We start from the raw sequence: 25,687 nt of genomic DNA on the forward strand, positions 1-25,687 counted from the left end.
CCAGAATCGGCCATGACCGCCTGGACGACCGTCGATGTCGATTACCACCTGTTCTCGCTTGCAGCGGCGCACAGTGAGCCGGTGCCCCCGGGCGCCCTCGGCGAGCTGATCGACGCCTCCGACAACTGCATTCACGTCCACACGGGAATTGCATCGGGGCCCGTTCGCGTTGCCGTCGACGTCCTAGCGCAAGCACCAGCAGTCGAAATCGACGGGTCGTGGGAGGACGCGGCCGAGGTCTCGATCGCCGTGGACGCGACGCTAACTTTCGTCTCCGCGCTGGGGTACGTAGGTACGGACGCGACTACGGTCTCGCCGCCCGTGAGCGGCTTTTTGGGAGTTCGCGTGAGTTCGATAGGTAGAGGTACCCATTGGGATTCGGACGTGAGCGAACCGGTCGAGGACTATCTCTTCGAGATCTGGCCCGCGACGATGCGACGCGAGTTGACGCGCGTGAAGACCACGAACGGTCCACAGACCTCGAAGCCCGGTTCGGTACGGCCCCCGAGTACGTCGACTTCGAGGTCGAATTTCGATCCCTACAGCGATGCGACGGTACGTCTGCGCGGTCCGGTCAGCTGGGATCCCGAGGAAGCGTGAAGATCTCCGACTCTCGACGTGGCTGTTAACACACCCCACCGACAGGTTTGCTTTCTCGAATCCTTGTGTAAGGCAACAGTTTTCGATTCGACTACCATTGCTTATCGAACAGGCGTTCGATACACTTATCGCCATGACCACCGCGATCTGGCAACTAAGCGAAAGCGAGCTTCTCGCTGCCGCCACCGCGGCCTCCCACCAGATCCAACTCCTGGAAGCCCACCGCATTGCTCTCGTTGCCGAGATCGATGCTCGCGTCTCCCGCGAGAAGCTCGGCTTCCCCGGCCCTGCAGGGTGGCTGACCTCCACCACCCTGCTCTCCCCGGGTAAAGCCACCAAAATCGTCGCTCTCGCCCGCGGACTGAAGAACTTCCCCGACATCGCCGACGCCGTGAACACCGGCAGCATCTCCGTCGACCACGCCGCGTTGATTCTTGCCTTCGCCGAAGCACCACCGAAGAACCTCCCGCAAGAAGGCCAGGACATTGCCAGGGCAGCATTGCTGACCGCCGCCACCGGACCCGGAGCCCGCACCGGCCCACTACGCGCAGCGATCACCAAACTCGAAGACACCTACGGCACCAAGAAACCACCCGACGACACCGACCGCAACGAACTCTTCGCCTCCACCACCCTCAACGGACGTCTCGTGGCGAAGATGGATCTCGACGCCATCACCGGAGAAAAACTGCTCACCGCCCTGTCACCGTTGACCGAACCCCGCCCGGCCGCCGACGGCACCCCCGACGAACGCAGCCCCGCCCGGCGCAGAGCCGACGCCTTCGGGCACATCCTCGACCGCTACCTCGCCTCCAGCAACCGACCCACCGAAGGCGGGGAGAAGCCGCACGTCAACCTGCACATCACCCTCCGCGACCTCGTCGACCTCCGCCGAGGCCAGGACGACGGCGACGGCAACGGCAACGGCAACGGCAACGGCAACGGCAACGGCAACGGCAACGAGAATGGCAGCACCGCAACCGAATCCGACTGCAGCAGTGGTAATGGCGACAGCAGCAGCAGCGATGGTTGTGCCAGTGGCCGCAGCGATGATTGTGCCAGTGGCCGCAGCGATGATTGCGATGAAGGCAGCGACGGTGACGCTGACGGTTGCGACAGTGGACCGGCCGCCGATCGTGGCGCGTATCGCGACTTGTTCGGCGACGGCACCACCGTCGGGTGGCTCCCCTGGATGGGACCACTCTCCCGCGAGACGTCCCGCCAACTGGCCTGCGATTGCATCCTCACCGCCATCGTCATGGACGAGAACGGCTCCCCGATCAACCTCGCCCGCACCGCACGCACCGTCACCGCGAAACAGAAACGAGCGTTGACCGCCCGCGACCACGGCTGCGCGTTCCCCGGCTGCGGCAAACCCGCCGCCTGGACCGAAGGTCACCACATCTGGCACTGGACCGACGGCGGACCCACCGACATGAACAACCTCGTCCTGCTCTGCGGATTCCACCACCGACTCATCCACCATTCGGATTGGGAAGTGTTCATCGCCGCAGACAACCACCCCTGGTTCATCCCACCCGCCACCGTCGACCCCTACCGACAACCCCGACAATCCCACGCCCGAGCCGGCCCCCACATCACATAGCCACCGACAACAAGACCAGCCCCGCACCGAGAACACGGTGCGGGGCTGGAAGAGGTTGTCGTGCAGCTACTTCAGCAAGGATCGGTCACTTCAACGCCGCCAAGTTCGCAACGGATTTCTTGACATCGGTGTCCAGAGCCCGCGCCACCACCGATCCCACCGGACCGAACAGCACACCCCCGCCGAATTTCGCGTCGAGCGTCAGCTCCGAACCGCCCTCGGCCTCACGCACATGGACGGTCAGCGAAATTCGCACCCCGCCCTTGCCGCGGCCGGACATCTCGATCAGCTTGGGCTCGTCGTATTGCGTGAAGGTCCAGTTGATCGTGTTCTTGAAACCCTTGACCTTCACCAGCGACTCCACTTCGGTGCCCTTGCCGACCTTCTTCGGTGGTGGGCTGCACCACCCACCGTGGATGGTCATCCACTCGTCGAAGCGGTCGAGCGCGGAAGCCTTGTCCCACGCGCCCTGCGGATTCTCGGGCATCTGTACCGAGACACTGATCGTCGCCATGAGATCGAGCCTGTCACAACTTGCCCGCAGGTTCTGACGTCGGCCACTAACCTGAGACGATGGCCACGCTCGAGATCGAAGGACGGAAGGTCTCCGTCACCAACCTCGACAAAGTGCTGTTCCCCGACACCGGCACCACCAAGGGCAACATCATCGAGTACTACGTTGCCGCCGCGCATGCGATGCTGCCGCACCTCGTCGGCCGCGCCGTGACCCGCAAACGTTGGCCGAACGGCGTCGACCAGTCCTCGTTCTTCGAGAAGAACCTCGCAGCATCCGCACCCGACTGGCTCGATCGCCGGTCGATGCAACATTCGGATCGCGTGGTCACCTACCCACTGTTCTCCACCGCGGCCGATCTGGCGTGGCTCGGCCAACAGGCAGCCATCGAAGCCCATGTGCCGCAGTGGCGATTCGACGGCACCGAGCCCGGCCCCGCCACCCGCATGGTCTTCGATCTCGATCCCGGTGATGACGTCGACCTCGCCCGGTGCGCCGAAGTAGCCTGCGAGATAAGGGATCTGATCGGCGATATCGGCATGACAGCGTATCCCGTCACCAGCGGTAGCAAGGGAATTCACCTGTACGTTCCGCTCGACAAGCCGTTGTCGACGTCGGGCGCATCCACCGTCGCGAAACGTGTTGCCACGCTGCTCGAAGAGCGCTCGCCGGATCGGGTGACCGCCACCATGGCGAAGGCGAAGCGCACCGGGAGAGTGTTCGTCGACTGGAGCCAGAACAACGGCAAGAAGACGACGGTCGCACCGTACTCACTCCGCGGGCGAGCACTCCCCACCGTCGCGGCACCTCGCACCTGGGACGAGCTGGAAGCGCCTGGCCTGCAACAGCTTCGGTTCGAGGAAGTGCTCGAGCGCCTCACCGATATCGGCGATCTACTCGCCGACCTGGATCCCGCCGTGAACTCGGACGAGAAGCGACCCGAAAGCGACACCACCACAGACAAACTCGACAAGTATCGCAGCATGCGGAGCGCCGACCGAACTCCCGAGCCAGTGCCCGCGACCGCCGAGCCGCAGGGCGACAACGACACCTTCGTCATCCAAGAGCACCATGCCCGACGCCTGCACTACGACTTCCGACTCGAACACGACGGCGTCCTGGTCTCGTGGGCCGTCCCCAAGAACATCCCGGACGATCCCAAGCAGAACCGGCTGGCGGTACACACCGAGGACCACCCACTCGAATACGCAACGTTCTCCGGTCGGATACCTAAGGGCGAGTACGGCGGTGGCGACGTATCGATCTGGGACAGCGGAACCTACGAGCTCGAGAAATGGCGCGACGACGAAGTCATCGTCGTCCTGAACGGATCGAAGGCCCGCGGCAGGTTCGCTCTGATTCGCACCAAGGGCAACCAGTGGCTGATGCATCTGATGAAGGACGCACCCAGCGCAACGACCGAGAGCGCGACGACCGAAAATACCCCAGCCAAGAACATCTCGCCGATGCTCGCCACCGCCGGCGACATTCTGGGTCTCGGCGACGACGAGTGGTCGTTCGAGGGCAAGTGGGACGGGTTCCGCATCGTCGCAGAACTCACACACGGGTCCATGACGCTCCGCACCCGCAGCGGCAACGACTACAGCGAGAAGTTCGGTGCGCTCCAATCTCTGGCGGACGACCTTTCCGACCACGATGCCGTCGTCGACGGAGAGGTCGTCGTGTTCGACGACAACGGCATCAGCAGCTTCGAGATGCTGCAGAACGCGAACCGTGACGACATCCGTTTCATCGCCTTCGATCTGCTCTACCTCGACGGCACTTCACTGCTGCGTAAGAAGTACTCCGATCGACGACGGCTGCTCGAGCTGCTCACCACCGGACTCGACTCGGTGTTGGTGCCTGCCCGACTGACCGGCTCCGCCGCGGATGCCATCGCCGAAAGCCGAGAACGTGGGTGGGAAGGCGTCGTCGCCAAGCGAACCGACTCCGTCTACCAACCCGGCAAGCGCGCCCACACGTGGATCAAACACAAGAACTGGCGGACGCAGGAAGTCGTGATCGGTGGGTGGCGTCGGGGCCAGGGTCGTCGCGCGGGCGGGTTCGGCTCGTTGTTGATGGGGATACCCGACGGCGACGGCCTTCGCTACGTGGGTCGCGTCGGAACCGGGTTCGACGACCGTGCACTCGACACTCTCGCCGCTCTTCTCACGCCCCTCGAGACGTCGGACAGTCCCTTCTCCTCGGCGCTGCCCACGGCCGACAGGAACGGTGCGGTGTGGGTGGAACCGACTCTCGTCGGTGAGGTCCGGTTCTACGAAGCGACCGAATCGGGTCATCTACGGCATCCGAGTTGGCGCGGTCTTCGCTCCGACAAATCACCCGGGGACGTCGTTGCCGAATAGCGATACCGTCACGCCCGACACGACGTTCGGCACTTTCGAGAGAAACCGGCACAGAGACCGTTCTTCTGTTGCCATAGAATGTCCGAGTGCGTACCGTTCGTCCTATCGTTTCCGGGGGGAGCGTAACGAGTCACGCTCTAACAGCTATACCGATTTGCGGGCCGGCTCTACGGGGGCTTGCCGGATCATCGGAACGCGCGTCGTTTCGATTCAGGCACGGAGGGGTTTAACACATGCGGGTTCTCAAATTGGCAGGCGCTGCCGGAATGACGGCGGTAGCACTGCTGTGTTCGTCGGTCGTCGGCGCAGGTCAGGCGGCGGCGGAGCCACTGATGCCGACCCCCATCGCGGACGGGTTCGGTGCGCCGCCTGCGGATCTGGACGCCCTCCAACCGGGAGATGTGATCTCCAGCCGACCCATGCCCCCGCCGCCCGGATTCTTCGATATCGACGTGTGGCAGCTGAAGTTCCGCTCGACCGACTCAGCGGGCGATCCCATTGCTGCAATCAATACGATTATGGTTCCGCATAACAAAGCGCCCAACGGCCCATTGCTTTCTTACCAACACATCATCAATGCACTCGGTCTCGAATGTGCACCTTCACAAGCACTCTGGTCCAATGACCCCAATTTGGCGATTCGCGAGGCACCGGCACTGAACGCTGTCCTGCAGCGCGGCTGGACTGTCGTCATCGCCGATCATCTCGGACCGAGAAGCGCCTACGGTGCTGCCAAGCTCGGCGGGCAGATCGTGCTCGACAGCATTCGCGCCACTCAGCGCTTCGAGCCCATCCAGGTTCAGCAGAGCCCGGTTGCGTTGGCCGGCTACTCCGGCGGCGGCATGGCCACGGCATGGGCGGCGGCGTTGCAGAACGATTACGCACCCGAGCTGAACATCGTCGGCAGCGCGAACGGTGGCGCTCCGATGAACCTCGAGCGCATGGCCCGCGATCTCGGTTTTGCCCCGCACCCCATGTTCGGACTCGCGTTTGCGGCCGCGCTCGGTATCGAACGCGAGTACCCCACCCGCATTCCGATCAGCTCTCAGCTCAACCCGGTGGGTAAGGAGATCGAGAGCAAGATCCAGAACGGGTGCACCAACGACATCATTGCCGCGGGCGCAGGCAAGAGTGCCATGGAGGTCGCCGGCACGCTGGACCTGATGAACAGCCCGGAGATGATCGCGGCCGTCAACGAGAACAGCGTCGAGTTGTATCCCGGAGTGCCGAAGGCACCGTATTTCGAGTGGCACAGCCCCACCGATGCGTTGATCCCGGTCAGCGCAATCGACAATACAATCGCCCGATACTGCCGCGCCGGGGTACTGGTGACCGAGGTGAAGGTGCCCAGCAACGATCACCTGACCGCTGCGGTGCTGGGCCTGCCTCAGGCCCTCGAATGGATCGACCAGCGATTCGCGGGTGTGCCGGCCACGACCAACTGCTGATCGCACCACCGACCCATGGCACGTGATCGAAGCTTTGATAGGTCGGTTAGGCTAACCTCGCTCAGTTCCTGCGCGAGGAGATCACATGAAGAAGTCTGTACAGCTCGTCGCCGCCGGTGCCTCAGTTCTGGCACTGGCGGTCGGCTGTTCGTCCGACAACACAACCGCCACAGCCGGTGATTCCGGAAGCGAGGCGGGCTTTCCCGTCACCATCGAGCACCATTTCGGCGAGACGGTCGTCGACGCCGAGCCCACCCGCGTAGTGACGATCGGGTTCAACGAGCAGGACTTCACGCTCGCTCTCGGAGTCAAGCCTGTGGCGACGCGCGGCAACCTGAGCTACGACTACCGGCAGCGCCCGTGGGCCCAGGAGGCACTGGGCGGCACCGAGATTCCCGAGGTCGGCAGCACCGACCTCAACCTCGAACAGATCGCCGCGCAGGCACCCGATCTGATCCTCGGGCCGTACTCCTTCATCGATCAGGGCCAGTACGACCAGCTTTCGGGAATGGCTCCGACGATCGCCGACATCGGCGGCTACGACAACGTGCCCGCGGCAACCTGGCAAGAGGAGTTCGCGGTCGTCGGCAAAGCCCTCGGCAAGAGTCAGGAAGCACAGGACCAGACGGCCACGCTCGAGCAGAAGTTCGCCACCACCGAGGCCGAGAACCCCCAGTTCACCGGCAAGTCACTGTCTCTCGCGTTCGTCATGGACGACGGCAGCTACCTACTACTCGGCAAAGACGACATCCGGGCGCTGTTCTTCACCGACCTCGGCTTCGAGATTCCCGACGCATCCGAGACGATCAGTCCCGAGAACCTCGGGCGTCTCGATACCGACGTCCTCGTCATCGCCGGCCAGAGCCGCGAGCAGCTCCAGGCAAACCCACTGATCGCGGCCCTCGACGTCGTGAAGCAGGATCGAACGGTCTACATCGGCTCGTTCAGCACGGATCTGCCCTCGGCTCTTGGCTATTCGAGCCCGCTGTCGCTGGACTACGCAATCGACGGATTCACCCCGATGCTCGCCGCGGCAACCGACGACGACCCGTCCACAGTGGTGCCGGCACCCTGAAGTGCCTGGTCCGACCTGCCCGTCTGAGCAAACTGCGTCCGATGCAGCTCCTCGTAGCGGCCTCCCGCCGCGAGGAGCTCGTCGTGCGTGCCTCGCTCGGCGATTCGCCCGTCCTCGATCACCAGGATCACGTCGGCTGCCCTGATGGTCGACAGTCGGTGCGCGATCACCACCGAGGTCTTCCCTTCCAACGCCTCGGACAGAGCCGCCTGCACCGCGGCCTCGGACGTGGAATCCAGTGACGCCGTGGCCTCGTCGAGAATGACGACCCGTGGCTGCGCGATCAGCAACCGCGCGATCGTCAGGCGCTGACGCTCACCACCGGAGAGCCGGTATCCACGTTCACCGACAACCGTGTCCAGGCCGTCGGGCAGGGAACGAACGAGATCTGCGAGCCTCGCCCTCGACAGGGCATCCCACACTTCGTCGTCGGTGGCATCGGGCCTGGGCAACAACAGGTTGGACCGGATGCTCTCGTGGAACAGATGACCGTCCTGGGTCACCATTCCGACTGTGCCGCGGACCGATTCGGCCGTCAGATCTCGCACGTCGATACCGCCGAGGCGGACGGCGCCGCCGTCGACGTCGTACAGGCGGGCAATCATCTGCGCAATCGTGGATTTGCCTGCACCGGAGGTCCCGACCAACGCCACCATCTGGCCGGGCTCGGCGCGGAACGACACACCGTGCAGAACCTGTTCTCCGCCGCGCGAATCCAAGGTTGCCACCTCTTCCAGAGAGGCGAGCGAAACCTTGTCCGCAGAGGGGTACGCGAACCGAACATCGTCGAGTTCGACGGCCACCGGCCCCGCAGGCAGGGTCTTCGCATCGGGCTTGTCGGTGATGAGCGGAACGAGATCGAGCACCTCGAAGACCCGCTCGAAACTCACCAGTGCGCTCATCACCTCGACGCGCGCACTCGCCAGCGCGGTCAGGGGAGAGTAGAGCCGCGCAAGCAGAAGCGACAGTGCCACAACTGAACCCGGGTCCAGTGACCCCCGGAGGGCATAAAAGCCGCCCAAGCCGTACACCACGGCCAGAGCCAGTGCCGAGACCAGCGTCAGTGCCGTCACGAACACCGTTTGCACCATGGCACTGCGAACGCCGATGTCGCGCACGCGCCGGGCGCGTACCGCGAACTCGACCGATTCCTGCTCGGGATGACCGAACAGCTTCACCAGCGTCGCGCCGGGAGCCGAGAATCGCTCGGTCATCTGCGTGCTCATCGCCGAGTTGTGCGCTGCCGCTTCACGCTGCAGCCGAGCGAGGCGTCGACCCATCCGTCGCGCGGGAAGCACGAACACCGGCAGCAGAATCAGCGCGAGAAGCGTGATCTGCCAGGAAATTCCGATCATGACCACCAACGTCAACGCCAACGTCACCAAGTTGCTGACGACCCCGGACAGCGTGGTGCTGAATGCGCGCTGCGCTCCGATCACATCGTTGTTGAGCCGGCTCACCAGCGCACCGGTGCGCGTCCGCGTGAAGAAGGCGATCGGCATGCGCTGGACATGGTCGAACACCGCCGTCCGCAGATCCAGGATCAAGCTCTCGCCGATGTTCGCCGAGAGCCACCGATTGATCAGACCGACCACGGCGTCCACCAGAGCGATCGCCGCGATGGCGATTGCCAGCAGCACCACCACGCGCAGCTCTCGTCCGTCCACGATGGCGTTCACCACTCGGCCCGCCAGTACCGGCGTGGCCACCGCGAGAACAGCGGAGGCCACGCTGAGCACCAGGAACCCGCCCAGAGCGCGACGATGCGGTGCCGCGAACGTCAGGATCCTGCGGGCCGTCTCCTTCGAGAACGACGACTGGGTATCGGGCCTGTTCATCGACCGATACATCTGGTTCCAGGCGGTCATCTCCATGCTCATGGCAGCACCCTCATGTCAGTCACCCTCATGTCATCACGGTAGAACCTCGACATAGCTCGAGGTCAAGCGCGGCTCCTCTCGCCACGATCAAGCCGCCGCGGATGCTGCCACCGGTTCCAGCGCGAGCGCCAGAATGTCGGCGACGTCGGTCATCGGTCGGACGTCCAACGCTTCCAGCACTTCTGCGGGCACGTCGTCCAGATCCGGTTCGTTGCGAGCCGGAATGAACACCGTCTTCAGCCCCGCTCGTTGCGCAGCGAGCAACTTCTGCTTCACCCCGCCGATCGGCAGCACCCGACCGTTCAACGTGACCTCACCGGTCATGCCGACATCCGATCGCACCGGCCGTCCGGTGGCCATCGACACCAGTGCCGTCACCATGGTCACGCCTGCCGACGGGCCGTCCTTCGGCACCGCGCCCGCCGGAACGTGCACGTGAATGCTGCGATCGAGCGATTCGGGCGTGACACCGAATTGTGCTGCGTGCGAACGTACATAGGACAACGCGATCTGCGCGGATTCCTTCATCACATCGCCCAGCTGACCGGTGAGCTTCAACCCGGGATCGCCGTCGGTGGAGGCCGCCTCGATGAACAGCACATCGCCGCCGAGTCCGGTGACCGCCAGACCCGTTGCCACACCCGGCACTTCCGTTCGCTCGTGCGCCTCGGGCGTGAAGCGTGGACGACCGAGGTAGGTCACCAGATCCGGCTCGTCGATCTCCAGAACGTCGGCGGTACCCGCGAGTTTCGTCGCCACCTTACGTAGGGCCTTTGCCAACAACCGCTCCAGCTGCCGCACCCCGGGCTCGCGGGTGTAGTCGGCAGCGATCTTGCGCAGTGCGGCGTCGGTCACCGTCACCTCCTCGGACGTGACTGCTGCCCTGTCCATCTGACGAGGAAGCAGGTAGTTCCGCGCGATGACGACCTTGTCGTCCTCGGTGTATCCGTCGATGGTCACCAGTTCCATGCGATCGAGCAACGGCCCGGGAATCTGATCGATCACATTGGCCGTGGCGAGGAACACCACGTCGGACAGGTCGAGATCCAGATCGAGGTAGTGATCACGGAACGTGTGGTTCTGCGCCGGGTCCAGCACCTCGAGCAGTGCGGCACTCGGGTCGCCGCGGTAGTCCGAACCGACCTTGTCGATCTCGTCCAGCAGCACAACGGGATTCATCGATCCCGCCTCGCCGATGGCCCGCACGATTCGGCCCGGCAGTGCGCCGACGTAGGTGCGACGGTGCCCACGGATCTCGGCCTCGTCTCGAACGCCACCGAGAGCGACGCGCACGAAGGTACGTCCGAGCGCACGTGCAACAGACTCGCCGAGTGAGGTCTTGCCCACCCCGGGTGGGCCCGCGAGCACCATGACGGCACCGGATCCGCGCCCACCGACGGACTGCAGGCCCCGTTCGGAGCGTCGCGCACGGACGGCCAGGTACTCCACGATCCGATCCTTCACATCGTCGAGTCCGTGATGATCCGCGTCGAGAACGGCACGCGCAGAATCGATATCGGTGTTGTCGGTCGTGGTGTTGTTCCACGGTAGGTCGAGCACGGTGTCGAGCCAGGTTCGGATCCAGCCCGATTCCGGACTCTGATCACTGGCGCGCTCCAGCTTGCCGACCTCGCGGAGCGCTTGTTCGCGCACCTTCTCGGGCAGGTCGGCGGCCTCGACGCGGCCACGATAGTCGTCGGCACCGTCGGGCTCGTCCTCGCCGAGTTCCTTGCGAATGGCGGCCAGCTGCTGCCGGAGCAGGAATTCCTTCTGGGTCTTTTCCATCCCCTCGCGTACGTCGCCGGAGATCTTGTCGTTCACCTCGACCTCGGCGAGATGCGCCTTGGTCCACTCGATCAGAGAGTCCAGACGCGTTGCCACATCCGGGGTTTCGAGAAGGTCGCGCTTCTGCACGTCGGTGAGGTAGGACGCATATCCGGCCGTGTCGGCGATGGCACTCGGATCGGTGAGCTTGTTGACCGAGTCGATCACCTGCCAGGCGTCTCGGCGTTGCAGCATCGCCACGACGAGCTGTTTGTACTCGGCCGCAAGGGCTTTGAGGTCATCACTGGCGGTCACGTCCGGCACGGGCTCCGCCTCCACCCACAGGGCAGCACCGGGACCGCTGACTCCGTGGCCGATATGCGCGCGGCGCGTGGCCTTGATGACGGCGGCCGGTCGTCCGTCGGCCAGGCGGCCCATCTGCACGATCGTCGCGAGGACTCCGTACGCGGCATAGCGGTCTTCCAGACGGGGTGCGACGAGCAGCGTGCCGTCGTTGCTGGCCTTCGCCGCATCGACGGCGGCGCGCGCGGCCTCGTCGAGTTCGACGGGCACCACCATTCCGGGCAGGACTATCGGGTCGGTCAGGAACAGTACGGGGACACGAACGGTTTCGGTCACTTCTCCTCCAAAGATTGAGCTATCGGGACTCAACTTCGAAAGCAGTAGTGATGTTCCCGCTACTGGCCGGTGTTCTCCGTGGGCAGAACACCGGCCGCCACCGTCTTCACATCAGGACGACTACTTCAGTGCGCCGACCAGCTTCTCCGCGAGCGGACGCGTCGAGGCCGGGTTCTGTCCGGTGTAGAGGTTTCGGTCGACGACCACATGCGGCGACCATGCGTCAGCATTCTCGAACTTCGCACCGTTTTCACGCAACCGGGTTTCGAGGAGCCACGGGGCCTTGTCTGCGAGCCCGGCCTGGGTCTCCTCCTCGTCGGTGAAGCCGGTGAGCTCGTATCCGTCGAACGCCCAGGATCCATCGGAACGCACGGCAGGAAGCAGGGCGGCCGGCGCGTGGCACACCGCGGACACCACCTTGTCGGCGTCGAGGAAGTCGACCACCAGCGCACCGAAGCTCTCGGACACGGCGAGATCCTCCATCGGTCCGTGACCGCCGGGAACGAACACGACGTCGAAGTCCGACGCCTTCTGCTCCTCCAGCACTGCGGGGGAGGACAGAATGGACTCGATGGACGCGAGGTAGCTCTTCTGATCCGCCACCTTCTGCTCGTCACCGCCGTTGGCGTCGACCGCCAGGCTGCCCTCGTCGACGACCGGTGCCTTGCCGCCCGGCGTGGCCACCGTGACGTCCCATCCCGCGTCGACGAAGGTGCGGTGGGATTCGACGAGCTCTTCGGCCCAGTACCCGGTGGGGTGCTTGCTTCCGTCGTTCAATGTCCAGTGGTCGGCAGCGGTTACCGCGAACAGCAATGTAGTCATGGTCGACGAATGCCACCAAGACCCGCGATCGAAACACGCGCTGGATCGCTACGTGCTCGTCGACCCGATCACCACAACGGCGTCGAACATCTCGGATTCGCTGATACCGGCCGTGAACCCGGCCTCGTGGATGGCCTCGAACGTCGAATTCGCCAGCAGGGCACTGGTTTCGATGAACAGACTGCCGTGCGGAGCCAGCCACTCGTGGGCGTGCGCCGCTACCCGCCGATGGAGACGAGCACCGTCCACGCCGCCGTCGAGTGCGATGCGCGGCTCGTGAAGTCGCGCCTCTCTCGGCATCAGCCCGATCTCGCCCGTCGGAACGTACGGGGCGTTGACGACTATCGCGTCGAATCTGCCGTGCAGCTCCGGCGGCAGCGCGTCGAACAGGTCGCCGCGGTGCACCGTACCTCCGACGGCATTCAGGTTGCGTTCGGCGCACTCCACCGCCGCGGCGTCGACATCGGCCGCATGCAACTCGGTGACGCCCGGAACCGACAGGCCGATCGCACCGGAACCACAACACAGGTCGAGGAGCGTCGAAGGATGCAGTGCTGCAGCGCATTCGACGAGGAATTCGGTGCGGCGGCGGGGAACGAACACACCCGGTTCGACGGCGATGCGTCGACCACAGAACCACACCCACCCGACGACGTGCTCGAGCGGTTCACCGGCGATGCGTCGCCCCAGCATGTGGGCGAGCTCTGCCGGGTTCGAGGCGGACTCGACGAGGATGTGTGCTTCCTCCTCGGCGAACACACACCCGGCAGCGCGCAGCGCGGGCACCACCTCGTCGAACCCTGGTTCCAACGCGCTCGACCTCCTGGATTGCTGTGCGCCCAGCTACCCCGCTGAAATACTGTAGCCCGGTATGTCGCAGCAAAGGAGAGGGCGATGAGCTGGGATGCCACAGTCCGTCGAATGTGCTTGGCGCTGCCCGAGACGTACGAGGAACAGGCCTGGGTCGGTGAGCGCTGGCGGATACGCGGTCGCACGTTTGCCCACCTACTCGAGATTCGCGACGGTAGTCCGCCGGCATTCGCGAAGGCCGCAGGCACCGACGGCCCAGCCCATGTCCTCATCTTCCGTTCTCGCGGAATCGAACTCGACGCATTGTCGAAGCGGGACGGCTTCTTCGCTCCGGGTTGGGGACCCGAGATCATCGGCATGAAACTCGACGGCTCCGTGGACCGCGTGGAACTCGGCGAGCTGATCACCGAGAGTTACTGCAACCGGGCACCGAAGAAGCTCGTCGCACTGCTCGATCTACCCGAGTGAATCTCGTTTGACGCTGACGCACGCCGAGGGACACAGTGGACGCATGGCTGCCCCGAGCGAGAACTTGCTGGCCGATTGCGGCAGTTGTTTCGGGCTCTGTTGCGTCGCTCTGCCCTTCGCGAAGTCATCGGATTTCGCAATGGACAAGGCCGCTGGGGAACCGTGCCGCAACCTCCTGGAGGACTCGCGGTGCGGCATTCACTCGTCGCTCCGGGAGAAGGGCTTTCCCGGGTGCACGGTGTACGACTGTTTCGGTGCGGGCCAGAAGGTGTCGCAGTCCACGTTCGAGGGACGTGACTGGCGGCAGCAGCCGTCGAACGCGTCGGAGATGTTCGCGGTCTTTCCGGTGATGCGTGATCTGCACGAACTGCTCTGGTATCTGGCGGATGCGCGTGGCCGGACGTCGACCGAAAGCCTGCACACCCGGCTTGCCTGCGAGTACGACGAGCTGGATGCGCTCACTTCGGCGACTCCCGAGATCCTGATGTCGGTCGACATCTCCGTCCTGCGCTCGCGTATCAACGACGTGCTGCTCGATGCCGGCGACCAGGTGCGCGCCGAGGTCGTGGGCAAGAAGACGAACTACCGCGGACGCGACATGATCGGCGCGAAGCTTGCCGGTGCCGATCTGCGCGGCGCAAGCTTGCGCGGCACCTACCTCATCGGAGCCGACCTGCGCGGGGCCGACCTGCGACTGGCGGACGTGATCGGTGCGGATCTTCGCGGTGCCGACCTCAGAGGCGCAGACCTGCGCGGCAGCATCTATGCCACGCAGTTCCAGATCAACGCCGCACGGGGTGACCGAGCGACACGGCTACCCGAATCCCTGACCCGTCCGAGCCACTGGGCCTGACCATCAGCCGAGTGATCTACCGGTCTGCTCCAATGCTGCTTGGACGACCGTGAGCGCCTTCGGACCTACACCGTGCAGCTTTCTCAACTCTGCCGCCGACACACCTGCGAGGTCGTCCAGACACAGGTAGCCCGCCGCACGGAACGCCCGAGACGCAGGATTTCCGGTCCCCTTCGGAAAGGCCGGATGTTCATCGGTTTCTGCTGTGCTCACGGGCGCATCCTAAAGCAGACCGGTAGCCTGACGCCGTGCCTGAAACCAAGCAGAGACGCGTTGTCATCACCGGAGCGAACACCGGTATCGGCTACTTCACCGCCTTGGAGTTCGCGAACCGTGGCGACCATGTGACGCTCGCCTGCCGTAACCAGGAGAAAGCCGAGTCCGCAGCGGCGAAGATCCGAGCGGAGGCACCGAACGGAACCGTCGACACGGCGACCCTGAATCTCGCCGACCTGGCCTCGGTGCGGGAATATGCCGCGTCGGCTCCCGAGTCGATCGACGTACTGATCAACAATGCAGGCGTCATGATGCCGGCCTCGCGGACCGAGACCGAGGACGGATTCGAGCTTCAGCTCGGCACCAATCACCTCGGCCACTTCGCCCTGACCGGCCTGCTGTTTCCCAAGCTCGCCGACGACGCGAAGATCACCACCATCGCGTCCGTCGCGCACCGTCAGCGCCCCAAACTCGACTTCGACAATCTCCAGCTCGAGCGGGGCTACAGCGCTCAGCGTGGGTACGCGAACTCCAAGCTCGCGAACATCTTGTTCGCGCTGGAATTGCAGCGCCGGATCGACAAGGCCGGATCGAAGGTGACCAGCAATGCTGCGCACCCCGGCATCTCCTCCACCGAGCTGTACTCGAGCCCGGACGGCTTGGGCAGCAACAAGATCCTGGCGGCACTGGCACCCATCGGACTGAAGTTCATCTCGCAATCCGCCCGTGCCGGAGCACTTCCCACGATCTATGCCGTCGACGTCGCAGGCGGCGGCACCTACAGCGGCCCCACGTCGCTGTTCGAGTCACGCGGCAAGCCGGGCCCGGCGTCGATGACTCGCATGGCACAGGATCCCGCACTCGCGGCGAAGCTGTGGGACGTCAGCGAGAAGTTGACCGGAGTCGGCTACCCGCTCTGATTCTCCGCCCCCTTAGCACCCTCGAGGTAGACGGCGATCGGATACCGTAGCGCTGCAACGGTATTCGATGTCCGACGGCCGAACACCACGTCGGCAACCAAGCCCTCGCAGAGCGAGACGAGTCCGTCGCCGTGAGCGGGTTCGTCGAACAGTTCGCGGGCCAGTTCGAGCGAAAAGAACGAGCGGGCCAGGACATCCCGAACATCCTGCGCAACAGCAGGATCGAGCATCAGGGCGTAACGAGCCCGCAGTTCGGTCATGCGATGGGTGAGCGCACGGTGGAGGTACTGCCCCACCACCGTGGCGACATCGGTCTCGTGGTCGGCAATGTCCACGAACGACGCGTGCGACAGCTCGACCAGCCTGGCGGCCACCGCAGCGAGCAGATCGGACTTGGTTCGGAAGTAGTACGACGTGGACCCGGCCGGGTACTCGAGCGTCGAGTCGATCGCGCGGTGGGTCAACGCGCGCAGACCATCGCGAGCAACGACGCCGAGCGCGGCGTCGGCGATGGCAGTTCGACGATCCATGGGCGTGAGCCTACACACGCACTCTACAAATGTAGAGCCTGTCGGAGTACGGTTCGGTTCATGAGGCCGACTGCACCGCGATGCACCTTCGACACCGACTTCATCCTGGACGATGCCCAGGCCGCAGCAGCTGACGCGCTGTCCACGCCCGGCAAGAAGGGCCTCTATCTGTGGGGGCCGGTCGGACGCGGTAAGACCTGGTTGCTCGACACCTATTTCGACAACGTCGACGTCACGGCCAAGAAGCGCGTCCATTTCCACAGCTTCTTCCGCGACCTGCACGCGGCGTACTTTCGCCGCAACTTCTCGATCGACGCGGCCATCGACGACATCCTGTCGACGGAATCCTCTCCTGCATCACTGCTGTGCTTCGACGAATTCCACGTCCACGACATCGGCGATGCCCGCCTCATCACCCGCATGCTCGACGCCCTCTTCGCTCGCGGAGTCGTCCTGGTCGTCACCTCGAACTACGCGCCCGACGAGTTGCTGCCGAATCCGCTGTTCCACCCGACGTTCCTGCCGACGATCGAGAAACTGAAGGAAGAACTCGACGTGGTCTGCGTCGACGGTCCCGTCGACTACCGTTCCGCCGGCGCCAGCGGATCGCGATTCGCGTCGGGGAGTTGGAGTCTCGAGCCGGTCTCGGGTGGTCATACGTTTGCCGAGTTGTGCTACGCCGCTCGTTCGACAGGTGACTACCTCCAGATGATCGAGACGGCAACGAGTTTGACGGTCACCGAGATTCCGGCTCTTGCGGGTGTCGACGAATTCGCCGCTCAGCGCTTCGCGAATCTCGTGGATGTCCTGTACGACCGGGACGTACGGACCGACTTCCACGCTCTCGTCCCGCTGCACGAATTTGCCGTCGGGTGTTCCGGTCTCGACACCGATCGGTTGGTCAGTCGACTCAGCGAATTGGGGTCTTCTTCACGCGAGCGCACGGCGGACAGCGTCGACGCCGCCGGTACGTAACAGCTCTTCGCCGCGAGCCAGGAGAACGACCTCGTTGCCGTCGAGCGCGAGCCCGCGGCATGCCAGTCCGGCTCCTTCCCACAGCAGAACCAGTTCGAGAATCAGCCGCGCGAGGGTGGCGTCGGGATTGCGGCGGATGCTCCAGGACCAAGTACTGACTCGGATTCCGGCGTCACGGGCGAGCGATTCACCCAGCCGCGCGCCCGTCATCAACGGGTAAGGGTCGTCGATCACCGGCACGAAGGCGGAGACGAGCAACCGGGCGGCGAGATCTCTGCGATCCTGCCGAAGCAGTGTCTGCACTTCGATCGCCGACGTGTTGTCTTTCTTGGACACACGGGCAGCTTAAGTGCCGTCGGCGTGAAACTCAGCGAAGGGCGTTCCACGCTCGGTACGGTCATCGAAGTCGCGCGACTATCGCGTTCGGTGTAGTTGCCGCATCCGCGCGATCGGACCGAAGAACTACTTCAGCACAACAAAACCAGGGATGTGCCGACCACCATGACGACGTTCGACGAGCAGCGAATCGCGCTCCTCCGATAGAGCGCGGCAGACCTACTCCGCACCGAGCGGTTTGATCATCACGACTTCGAACTCATGGGGAGCCAAAGGGTAGGGAACTCTTTCACCGGTAGCGCTGAATCCCCTGCGCCGATAGAAGGCCTGGGCGCGTCGATTGTGCTCGTGCACCTCGAGCGTCAGCTGGTCGTGCCCGCGTTCGCCGGCCCAACGCTCGATTTCGAGCAGCAAGGCTTCGGCGAGGCCTTCGCCGCGGAGGAGGGGCGTCACGTAGACGCCCAGCAGAAATGTCCTACCGTCTTCGACCCGCGCCCGCATGATTCCTACCCACCGACCCGCGTCGTCCACCGCGGCGAAGCCACACGAGAACGCAGAATTGGTTTCGGCGGCTCGCCGCACCCAGTCGTCATCCGATTGTCGCGACGCAGCATCGAGAGTCTCGACGAACGCCTTCGGCGAGTCTGCCAACATCTCGAGCCGAAGAGCGCGGAACAGCGGCCAGGACTCGGCCGTGACAGGAACGATGCGAAACGCCATGACGTCGATGCTAGGGAAAGAGTCGGGCCGACGAGGGCTCACAAATTAAGGGAGACACCCACTACTGACGGCGGTCGGGGGCGACAGCAGCAGCGGGTGTCTCATTGACCATTCGGGGCCCGTCACCGGGTGGATGGGTATCGGATGGGAAATTCTTTCGAAGTTTTTTCACCCGCCCGGGCATAGCCTGTGACCATGCCTTTCACAGCAGCGAACCACTACGAGTTCAGTGGCGACGACATCACCGGAACCGTGGACGCCCATCGATCCGCCGGCGTCTGGGCGGCGCAGCTCGTCCTCAGTGGTGAGACGCTGGAATCCACGGACGTCACCCGCTCCGATCTGGGATTCGAGGTGCGCACCCTCGTGAAGACTCTCTCGGACGGCAACCGGACCCACCTACTCATCGTTCTGCCGCGGATCAACATCGACGCGGAGGACGGCCAAGACGTCACGTTCACCTCCTATGCAGTGCTGTACACCGTGCACGGCGGGTCGTCCGAGCAGCACGGCGCGGCCGAGTCGTACGACGTGCGTTCGCTCGGCGGAACCGCGTCGCTCGTCCGGTGATCGACACGGAATAGCCCGAACGGCACGTCGGTTGTACGGCGTAGTCGATGCAAACGCATGAACTTTTGTTCGGGTAGGAGCGCACCATGCAGTTCGGAATTTTCTCCGTCGGAGACATCACCACCGACCCCACGACCGGTGTGACGCCCACCGAACACGAGCGCATCCGCGCGATGGTCACCATCGCCGAACATGCCGAAGAAGTGGGCCTCGACGTTTTTGCTACCGGCGAGCACCACAACCCGCCGTTCGTGCCGTCGTCGCCCACGACGATGCTCGGCTACATCGCGGCCCGGACCGAGAAGCTGATTCTGTCCACGTCGACCACGTTGATCACCACCAACGACCCGGTGAAGATCGCCGAGGACTACGCGATGCTCCAGCATCTGTCCGAGGGACGCGTCGACCTCATCATGGGTCGCGGCAACACCGGTCCGGTCTACCCGTGGTTCGGCCAGGACATCCGTCAGGGAATTCCGCTCGCGCTGGAGAACTACCAACTCCTCCGACGACTGTGGACCGGGACGTCGTGAGCTGGAAGGGCAACTTCCGCACCCCCTCGACGGGTTCACCTCGACGCCGCGCCCACTCGACCACATTGCGCCGTTCGTGTGGCACGGCTCGATCCGCAGCCCGGAGATCGCAGAGATCGCCGCGTATCACGGCGACGGTTTCTTCGCGAACAACATCTTCTGGCCCAAGGAGCACTACATCGCGCTGATCGACCTGTATCGCGAACGGTACGAGCACTACGGCCACGGCCGTGCCGACCAGGCCATCGTCGGCCTGGGTGGTCAGGTGTTCATGCGCAAGAACAGCCAGGACGCGGTCAAGGAGTTCCGGCCGTACTTCGACAACGCACCCGTCTACGGCCACGGCCCCACCATGGAGGACTTCACCGAGCAGACCCCACTGACCGTCGGATCTCCGCAGCAGGTGATCGAGAAGACGCTCGCATTCGCGGACTACTTCGGCGACTACCAGCGTCAACTGTTCCTGATGGACCACGCCGGTCTGCCGTTGAAGACCGTGCTCGAACAGCTCGACATCCTGGGCGAGGACGTGGTGCCGGTACTGCGCAGAGAATTCGCTGCCCGACGCCCCGAGGGTGTTCCGGAGAATCCCCCGACTCACGCGTCGATGCTGGCGGAGAAAGAAGCAGCTGTTGCCGTCTGACACCGAGTTGTCGATCCAGGCCTGGGAGGCGCTGTTTCGCTCCCAGGTCGCGCTGATGCGCCGGTTCACCGCAGACGACATCTGGGATCCGATCGGCATGCGTGAGTACGACGTGTTGTTCACCCTGAGTACCAGTCCGAACCGCCGACTCCGGTTGCACGAACTCAACGACGAGATCCTGCTCAGCCAACCGTCGCTCAGTCGGATGTGCGACCGCCTTGCAGCATTGGGTTACGTTGCCCGAGAACCTGATCCGTCGGACAAACGCGGGACGGTCATCTGCCTGACCGATACGGGAGCGGACGTGCAGACGAACATCGGACGGAAACACGCCGCCCGCATCAGGCGCTACGTCGGCGACGCTCTGAATGCCGACGAGCTGAAGACACTCCGAAGTCTGTGCACCAAGCTCAGACTCGCCCAGACCGACATCCGGGAGCACACATGATCCAGGTCCTCACCCCTCGTGAAGTTCCACTCGGCGGTCCCCGCGCCATGAAGGTTCGTCGCACCCTGCCCCACAAGGATCGATCCCTCATCGGCGCATGGTGTTTCGCCGATCACTACGGCCCGGAGCGCTCGCGCATGGATGTCGCACCGCACCCGCACACCGGACTGCAGACGGTCAGCTGGCTGTTCTCGGGCGAGATCGAGCACCGCGACAGTGTGGGTTCGCACGCCATGGTTCGGCCGGGCGAACTGAACCTGATGACGGCCGGGCATGGCATCAGTCACTCCGAGGTCTCCACCCCGCAGACCGACATCCTGCACGGCATGCAGTTGTGGGTCGCTCTTCCGGCCGTATCCCGTTTTGTGGCACCGACATTCGAGCACTACGTGCCGGAACCGGTCACTGCACCCGGACTCGCCGCCCGAGTGTTCCTCGGCACCGTGCTCGGCGAGACCTCACCGGTGTCGACGTACACCCCACTGCTCGGGGCAGAGATGGTGCTCGACGCCGGCGCGCGGGTCACTCTCGAAGTCGACCCGACGTTCGAGCACGGGATCATCGTCGACCGAGGATCGGTGACCCTGGCCGATGTCGATCTAGGCGCTGCCGAACTGGGTTATGTCGAACCCGGTGAACACGAACTGCACCTGCACAATTCGATGCAGGAGCCGGTTCGGTTCCTGCTACTGGGCGGTCCGCCGTTCGGCGAGCAGATCGTGATGTGGTGGAACTTCGTCGGCCGCAGCCACGAAGACGTCGTCGAGTATCGAGCGGCCTACGAGGCCGAGAACGGTCAGTTCGGCACCGTCGAGGGCTATCCCGGGCCGCGGCTCCATGCGCCCGAACTTCCGAACGCCCGCATGAAACCTCGCGGCTGACTGCCGAGCACAAACCGTCAGAACAGCGTCGCGATCTCCGGCTCCGACGACCGCGGAGCTGCGCTCTTGCGGCGCTGGGTCACAGCGGGCACGGCCTCGGCAGGCTCGTCCTCGGCAGGCTTGGTCACGGCAGGCTTGGTCACGGCCGGTGCGGTCACGGCCGGTGCGGTCACGGCCGGCTTGGACCCGGCGTTGGCTCCCGCTGCTGCGATTGCCCTGGCAGCTTCGCCTGCCAAGGCGTCGGCTGCTTCGTTGAAGTGATTGCCGACGTGTCCACGGACCCACCGGAACCGGACGGGTCCTTCACGATCGGTGATGGCCCGCTCGATGTTCTGCACGAGCTCGAGGTTGCGTACCGGAGTGCCGCTCGCCGTCTTCCAACCCTTGCGCTTCCAGCCGGCGAGCCACTCGGACGCACACTTGATTGCGTACTGAGAATCGGACTCGATCAACAGCGGTTCGGGCCCGGGGTGGGCCAGCACTGCCTCGAGCAGGGCACGGAGCTCGGCTACCTGGTTGGTGCCCGAGGGCTCACCACCGGAGTTGCTCGGCCCCGTGTGGTTGACCCACGCCCACCCGATTGCTCCGCCGGGGTTACGCAGACACGAGCCGTCCGTACTCACGATGATCACGGTCTCAGACCCTACGTCGGGCCACCGACAAACTCCGGGTGACTCGCTCACCGCCATCGAGTTACTTGGTGATCGTCTGCGCTGTGCTGAGAACCGATCTCGGCGAACCGGGTCACGACGTGCCGGTACCCGTGGCCCTTCGGCCGTCGACGGTGAGCAGCACGAACGCCACCGCTGCCAGCGCCGCGATCAGCGCCGAGAACACCAGCCCCGCAGTCACCAGGCCCCACTCCGTCGCCGCAGCCCCGGCACCGATCACCGGGACCGAAATCGCCACGTAGAGCACGACGAAGAAGGTGGAGGTCACTTCGGCGCGCCGGTGCGGCGGAAGCTGCGCACCGATCGCGGCCATCCCGTTGCTGAACGTCACGCCCTGCCCGATTCCGCAGAGCAGCGCCGCGCACACCAACACGACCAGAGACGTCAGTAGCAACGACGCGGCAAGCAGCGCCAGACCGAACACCAAGACCAGGCATCCCCAGCGCTGAGCCGAGGTGGGATCGGCTGCGCGCAGCGTGATCTGGGCGGTCGCGGACGCGGCGAAGACGGCGAACACCACCACACCTGTGATCGCGTGATTGTCGATCCCCAGCACACCGGCGATGAATCCCGGTGAGACGGCGGTGAACAACCCCAGTACCGCGAACCCTGCGAAACCGCCCACCGCAGCGCGCAAGAACGTGCCGCGCACCTCCACCGGAACGGACAGACGCTGCACGTGCGGACGCGCACCGGCGACGACTCGGACGGTTTCGGGCGCGAAGTACACAGCAACTGCCGCCACGAGAAGCAGCGCGATGTCGACGAAGAACGTCAGCCGCAAGGGCTGCGGCAGGTATTCCACCAACAGACCTGCCACCAGCGGCCCGAGACCCAGACCTCCGATATTGGCGGCCGTGGCGATCGCCGGAGCCCGATCACGCCACGATTCGGGAACCAGTTCGAGCAGGGTCACCGTGGCGGTACCCACGAAGATCCCGGCCGAGACACCGGACAACACGCGCCCGATCACCAGGGCCGTCAATGAGTCCGCGGTCACGAACACCACGGCACTGACGAGACCGAAAGCGATCGCCGCCAACAACATCGGACGTCGACCGAGCGAATCGGACCAGCGACCGAAGGCCAACAGTGCCCCGAGCACGCCCACTGCGTACGCGGCGAACACCAACGTGACGACGAATACCGAGAACCCGAATTCGAACTCGTACAACGCGTAGAGCGGCGTCGGCATCGTCGTGCCCATCATCGCGACGACGAACGCGAATGCGACCCCGACGAACGATGCTGCCCTCGATCGAGTCACGGTTGTCCTCCTTGTACGGGTACACGATATTTCCCGTCGACTCCGCCGAGGGTGTTGACTGGGCTCTGCCAGAGATACACCGTCGACGCTGGTCCTGACAGTCCGGGAGGTGACGAACCGCAATGTCCGACGCCACCGGGTCGAGCGGAACCGTACGCGTCGTCACGTCCGAGAAGCGGCTCGACGTGCGGATGTCGCTGTCGCCGTTGCGTCGGGGCCGCGGCGATCCCACCTACGAGTCGACGCCGGACGGCGGAATCTGGCGCACGTCGCGGATGAAGTCGGGTCCGGTGACCTACCGTCTGACCCAAGCGTCGCCGACCAGCGTCCAGGCCCGAGCATGGGGCCCCGGCGCACTCGAACTGCTGGACGCGGTGCCCGCGCTGCTCGGCCACGGCGACGATGCCAGCACATTCGCACCGGAGCACCCGATTCTGCGAGAGGCACACCGGCAGCTGCCGCATCTGCGTCTCGGCCGAACCGACCTGGTACTCGAGGCGTTGATCCCGGCGATCATCGAGCAACGCGTACACGGCATTTCGGCGTTCGGTTCGTGGCGTTATCTGGTGAGCAAGTTCGGCGAGAGCGCACCGGGGCCGACTCCCAAGCCCATGTTCGTCTTCCCCGCACCCGACGTGTGGCGTCGTATCCCCTCGTGGGAGTACCACCGCGCCAACGTCGACCCCGCCCGGTCGAAGACCATCGTCCGCGCCGCGCAGGCGGCCGGACGCCTGGAGGAGGCGTCGACGATGACACCCGAGGATGCGCAACGCAGGCTGCGGGCGATCCCGGGCGTCGGTATCTGGACCGCGGCAGAGACCGCGCAGCGTGCCCTGGGGGATCCCGACGCGTTATCGGTCGGCGACTATCACCTGGCTGCGGTGGTGGGTTGGTCGCTGTTGGGCAGGCCCATCAACGACGCCGAAATGGTCGAGTACCTGCGGCCCCTGGCTCCGCATCGGCATCGCGCGATTCGCTTGCTGTACCTGAGTGGGAAGGCCACCAAGCCGAAGTTCGGTCCGCGAACCGCTCTGGTGGATCACACGTGGCACTGAGCCCTCGGCTGCTCGTACAGTCGAGTTGTTCGCCAACGTAAGGAGTACTTCGTGGTTGCCATCGGCACGTCCGATCTCGACATCTTTCCGCTCGCCCTCGGCGGGAACACCTTCGGCTGGACCAGCGACGAGGCTGCGTCCTTCGAGATTCTCGACGCCTTCACCGCCGGTGGAGGCAACTTCGTCGACACCGCCGACTCGTACTCGGCCTTTGCCGACGGCAACTCCGGCGGCGAGTCGGAGACGATCATCGGCAACTGGATAACTGCCCGCGGCAACCGCGACGACGTCGTCATCGCCACCAAGGTCAGCCAACATCCCGAGTTCCGTGGGTTGGCCCCGGACAACATCCGAGCCGCGGCCGACGCGTCGCTGGCCCGGCTGCAGACCGACCGCATCGACGTCTACTACGCGCACTACGACGACGACAAGACCCCGCTGGTGGAGTCCCTCGCCGCGTTCGACGAGTTGGTCACGGCTGGCAAGGTTCGCTATGTCGCCATCTCGAACTACACCCCGGCGCGGGTGCGCGAGTGGCTCGAACTGGCGAAGGAGAACGGGTTCGCCGCTCCGATCGCGCTGCAACCGCACTACAACCTGGTCGCCCGCCGCGACTACGAGGGCGAACTGCAGAAGCTGGCCGTCGATCACGACCTCGGCGTGTTTCCCTACTTCTCCCTCGCTGCCGGATTCCTGACGGGCAAGTACCGCACCCGCGAGGACCTGGCCGGCCAACAGCGCGAGCGGCTGACCACGGGATACTTCTCCGATGCCGGGCTCGATGTGGTGCAGGGCCTGCGTGAGATCGCCGAATCGCGATCCGCGGAGATTTCGAGCGTTGCACTGGCCTGGCTGCTGGCTCGTCCGGGCATCACTGCGCCCATTGCCAGTGCGAGCAAGATTTCTCAGCTGCCCGCCCTGCTCGACGCACCGGCTTTGGCTCTGACCAGTCAGGAAGTCGAGAAACTGACGGTTCTGTCCGACGCCGTGGCATAGAACACGAAAGTTGTAGTCAGCAACCGGGAACAGAACGAGTTCCCCGGTTGCTGACCTTCGGGTGGCCCCAGCATCGAACAC

General features: G+C 64.6%; 25 protein-coding genes and 1 pseudogene. 15 read left to right on the forward strand and 11 right to left on the reverse strand.

What is annotated here, in order from left to right; all coding sequences use genetic code 11:
• The first annotated feature begins 12 nt into the window (after positions 1-12).
• Positions 13-600 carry a hypothetical protein gene (locus BH93_RS26025; protein ID WP_037172519.1) on the forward strand — a complete coding sequence of 196 codons (588 nt, stop codon included), beginning with the start codon at positions 13-15 and terminating at the stop codon, positions 598-600.
• 133 nt (positions 601-733) lie between these two features.
• The gene (locus BH93_RS26030) at positions 734-2,206 is read left to right on the forward strand and encodes an HNH endonuclease signature motif containing protein (protein ID WP_052064933.1); all 1,473 of its coding nucleotides are present in this window, start codon (positions 734-736) and stop codon (positions 2,204-2,206) included.
• Positions 2,207-2,291: 85 nt separating this feature from the next.
• Here BH93_RS26030 and BH93_RS26035 read toward each other — a convergent pair whose 3' ends face one another.
• A complete protein-coding gene (locus tag BH93_RS26035; protein ID WP_032378553.1) occupies positions 2,292-2,720 on the reverse strand; it encodes a type II toxin-antitoxin system Rv0910 family toxin in 429 nt (142 codons plus the stop codon).
• A 59-nt stretch (positions 2,721-2,779) separates the two neighbouring features.
• On the opposite strand from BH93_RS26035, the gene BH93_RS26040 reads away from it, so the two are divergent.
• From BH93_RS26040 to BH93_RS26050, 3 genes are all read left to right on the forward strand, one after another.
• Positions 2,780-5,086 (forward strand): ATP-dependent DNA ligase, encoded by a 2,307-nt coding sequence (locus tag BH93_RS26040; protein WP_037172516.1) that lies wholly within the window; start codon positions 2,780-2,782, stop codon positions 5,084-5,086.
• Positions 5,087-5,319: 233 nt separating this feature from the next.
• Positions 5,320-6,534, forward strand: coding sequence for a lipase family protein (locus BH93_RS26045; protein WP_032402152.1), 1,215 nt, complete (start codon positions 5,320-5,322; stop codon positions 6,532-6,534).
• 85 nt (positions 6,535-6,619) lie between these two features.
• Positions 6,620-7,609, forward strand: coding sequence for an iron-siderophore ABC transporter substrate-binding protein (locus tag BH93_RS26050; RefSeq protein WP_037172513.1), 990 nt, complete (start codon positions 6,620-6,622; stop codon positions 7,607-7,609).
• Here the strand turns inward: BH93_RS26050 and BH93_RS26055 are convergent.
• From BH93_RS26055 to BH93_RS26070, 4 genes are all read right to left on the reverse strand, one after another.
• On the reverse strand, positions 7,531-9,489 hold the full coding sequence (locus tag BH93_RS26055) for an ABC transporter ATP-binding protein (RefSeq protein ID WP_037172512.1): 1,959 nt from the start codon (positions 9,487-9,489) through the stop codon (positions 7,531-7,533). The genes BH93_RS26050 and BH93_RS26055 overlap by 79 nt on opposite strands.
• A gap of 87 nt (positions 9,490-9,576) precedes the next feature.
• The gene (gene lon / locus BH93_RS26060) at positions 9,577-11,832 is read right to left on the reverse strand and encodes an endopeptidase La (RefSeq protein ID WP_242459261.1); all 2,256 of its coding nucleotides are present in this window, start codon (positions 11,830-11,832) and stop codon (positions 9,577-9,579) included.
• A gap of 180 nt (positions 11,833-12,012) precedes the next feature.
• The gene (locus BH93_RS26065) at positions 12,013-12,714 is read right to left on the reverse strand and encodes a type 1 glutamine amidotransferase domain-containing protein (protein ID WP_037172508.1); all 702 of its coding nucleotides are present in this window, start codon (positions 12,712-12,714) and stop codon (positions 12,013-12,015) included.
• 48 nt (positions 12,715-12,762) lie between these two features.
• A complete protein-coding gene (locus BH93_RS26070) occupies positions 12,763-13,524 on the reverse strand; it encodes a putative protein N(5)-glutamine methyltransferase (protein WP_037172507.1) in 762 nt (253 codons plus the stop codon).
• Between the two features lie 84 nt (positions 13,525-13,608).
• Between BH93_RS26070 and BH93_RS26075 the strand changes: the two genes are divergently transcribed.
• Together BH93_RS26075 and BH93_RS26080 are read left to right on the forward strand one after the other, a co-directional pair.
• Positions 13,609-13,992 (forward strand): MmcQ/YjbR family DNA-binding protein, encoded by a 384-nt coding sequence (locus tag BH93_RS26075; protein ID WP_037172505.1) that lies wholly within the window; start codon positions 13,609-13,611, stop codon positions 13,990-13,992.
• Between the two features lie 43 nt (positions 13,993-14,035).
• Positions 14,036-14,845, forward strand: a complete 810-nt coding sequence (locus BH93_RS26080) for a pentapeptide repeat-containing protein (RefSeq protein WP_037172583.1) — start codon at positions 14,036-14,038, stop codon at positions 14,843-14,845.
• Positions 14,846-14,848: 3 nt separating this feature from the next.
• On the opposite strand, the gene BH93_RS26085 is transcribed toward BH93_RS26080, so the two are convergent.
• Positions 14,849-15,058 carry a DNA-binding protein gene (locus tag BH93_RS26085; RefSeq protein WP_032378562.1) on the reverse strand — a complete coding sequence of 70 codons (210 nt, stop codon included), beginning with the start codon at positions 15,056-15,058 and terminating at the stop codon, positions 14,849-14,851.
• Between the two features lie 35 nt (positions 15,059-15,093).
• Here BH93_RS26085 and BH93_RS26090 point away from each other — a divergent pair, with 35 nt between their 5' ends.
• Positions 15,094-15,981 (forward strand): oxidoreductase, encoded by an 888-nt coding sequence (locus BH93_RS26090; RefSeq protein ID WP_037172503.1) that lies wholly within the window; start codon positions 15,094-15,096, stop codon positions 15,979-15,981.
• Here BH93_RS26090 and BH93_RS26095 read toward each other — a convergent pair.
• Positions 15,969-16,511 (reverse strand): TetR/AcrR family transcriptional regulator, encoded by a 543-nt coding sequence (locus BH93_RS26095; RefSeq protein WP_037172501.1) that lies wholly within the window; start codon positions 16,509-16,511, stop codon positions 15,969-15,971. The two genes, BH93_RS26090 and BH93_RS26095, sit on opposite strands and share 13 nt — an antisense overlap.
• A 60-nt stretch (positions 16,512-16,571) precedes the next feature.
• On the opposite strand from BH93_RS26095, the gene zapE reads away from it, so the two are divergent.
• Positions 16,572-17,486 (forward strand): cell division protein ZapE, encoded by a 915-nt coding sequence (zapE, locus tag BH93_RS26100; RefSeq protein ID WP_052064932.1) that lies wholly within the window; start codon positions 16,572-16,574, stop codon positions 17,484-17,486.
• Here the strand turns inward: zapE and BH93_RS26105 are convergent.
• The gene (locus tag BH93_RS26105; protein WP_037172499.1) at positions 17,442-17,822 is read right to left on the reverse strand and encodes a hypothetical protein; all 381 of its coding nucleotides are present in this window, start codon (positions 17,820-17,822) and stop codon (positions 17,442-17,444) included. The two genes, zapE and BH93_RS26105, sit on opposite strands and share 45 nt — an antisense overlap.
• 219 nt (positions 17,823-18,041) lie before the next feature.
• A complete protein-coding gene (locus BH93_RS26110) occupies positions 18,042-18,542 on the reverse strand; it encodes a GNAT family N-acetyltransferase (RefSeq protein WP_037172496.1) in 501 nt (166 codons plus the stop codon).
• 195 nt (positions 18,543-18,737) lie between these two features.
• Between BH93_RS26110 and BH93_RS26115 the strand changes: the two genes are divergently transcribed.
• The 4 genes and pseudogenes from BH93_RS26115 (at position 18,738) to BH93_RS26130 (ending at position 21,617) form a co-directional block, all read left to right on the forward strand.
• The gene (locus BH93_RS26115) at positions 18,738-19,112 is read left to right on the forward strand and encodes a hypothetical protein (RefSeq protein WP_037172495.1); all 375 of its coding nucleotides are present in this window, start codon (positions 18,738-18,740) and stop codon (positions 19,110-19,112) included.
• Positions 19,113-19,198: 86 nt separating this feature from the next.
• Positions 19,199-20,288: pseudogene (locus BH93_RS26120) on the forward strand (LLM class flavin-dependent oxidoreductase).
• Positions 20,278-20,736, forward strand: coding sequence for a MarR family winged helix-turn-helix transcriptional regulator (locus BH93_RS26125; protein ID WP_037172493.1), 459 nt, complete (start codon positions 20,278-20,280; stop codon positions 20,734-20,736). Before BH93_RS26120 ends, BH93_RS26125 begins: the two are co-directional and overlap by 11 nt.
• The gene (locus BH93_RS26130; protein WP_037172491.1) at positions 20,733-21,617 is read left to right on the forward strand and encodes a pirin family protein; all 885 of its coding nucleotides are present in this window, start codon (positions 20,733-20,735) and stop codon (positions 21,615-21,617) included. Before BH93_RS26125 ends, BH93_RS26130 begins: the two co-directional genes overlap by 4 nt.
• A gap of 17 nt (positions 21,618-21,634) precedes the next feature.
• Here the strand turns inward: BH93_RS26130 and BH93_RS26135 are convergent, their stop codons facing one another.
• Both BH93_RS26135 and BH93_RS26140 read right to left on the reverse strand, forming a co-directional pair.
• Entirely contained in the window at positions 21,635-22,249 is a 615-nt protein-coding gene (locus BH93_RS26135; protein WP_037172488.1) for a ribonuclease H family protein, read from the reverse strand.
• Positions 22,250-22,361: 112 nt separating this feature from the next.
• On the reverse strand, positions 22,362-23,555 hold the full coding sequence (locus BH93_RS26140) for an MFS transporter (RefSeq protein WP_037172485.1): 1,194 nt from the start codon (positions 23,553-23,555) through the stop codon (positions 22,362-22,364).
• 122 nt (positions 23,556-23,677) lie between these two features.
• On the opposite strand from BH93_RS26140, the gene BH93_RS26145 reads away from it, so the two are divergent.
• Both BH93_RS26145 and BH93_RS26150 read left to right on the forward strand, forming a co-directional pair.
• Complete coding sequence (locus BH93_RS26145) at positions 23,678-24,610, forward strand: DNA-3-methyladenine glycosylase family protein (RefSeq protein ID WP_037172483.1); 933 nt, start codon at positions 23,678-23,680, stop codon at positions 24,608-24,610.
• A gap of 51 nt (positions 24,611-24,661) precedes the next feature.
• On the forward strand, positions 24,662-25,606 hold the full coding sequence (locus tag BH93_RS26150; protein ID WP_037172480.1) for an aldo/keto reductase: 945 nt from the start codon (positions 24,662-24,664) through the stop codon (positions 25,604-25,606).
• Positions 25,607-25,687: the final 81 nt, after the last annotated feature.

The organism is Rhodococcoides fascians A25f (genome assembly GCF_000760935.2).
Lineage (GTDB): Bacteria > Actinomycetota > Actinomycetes > Mycobacteriales > Mycobacteriaceae > Rhodococcoides.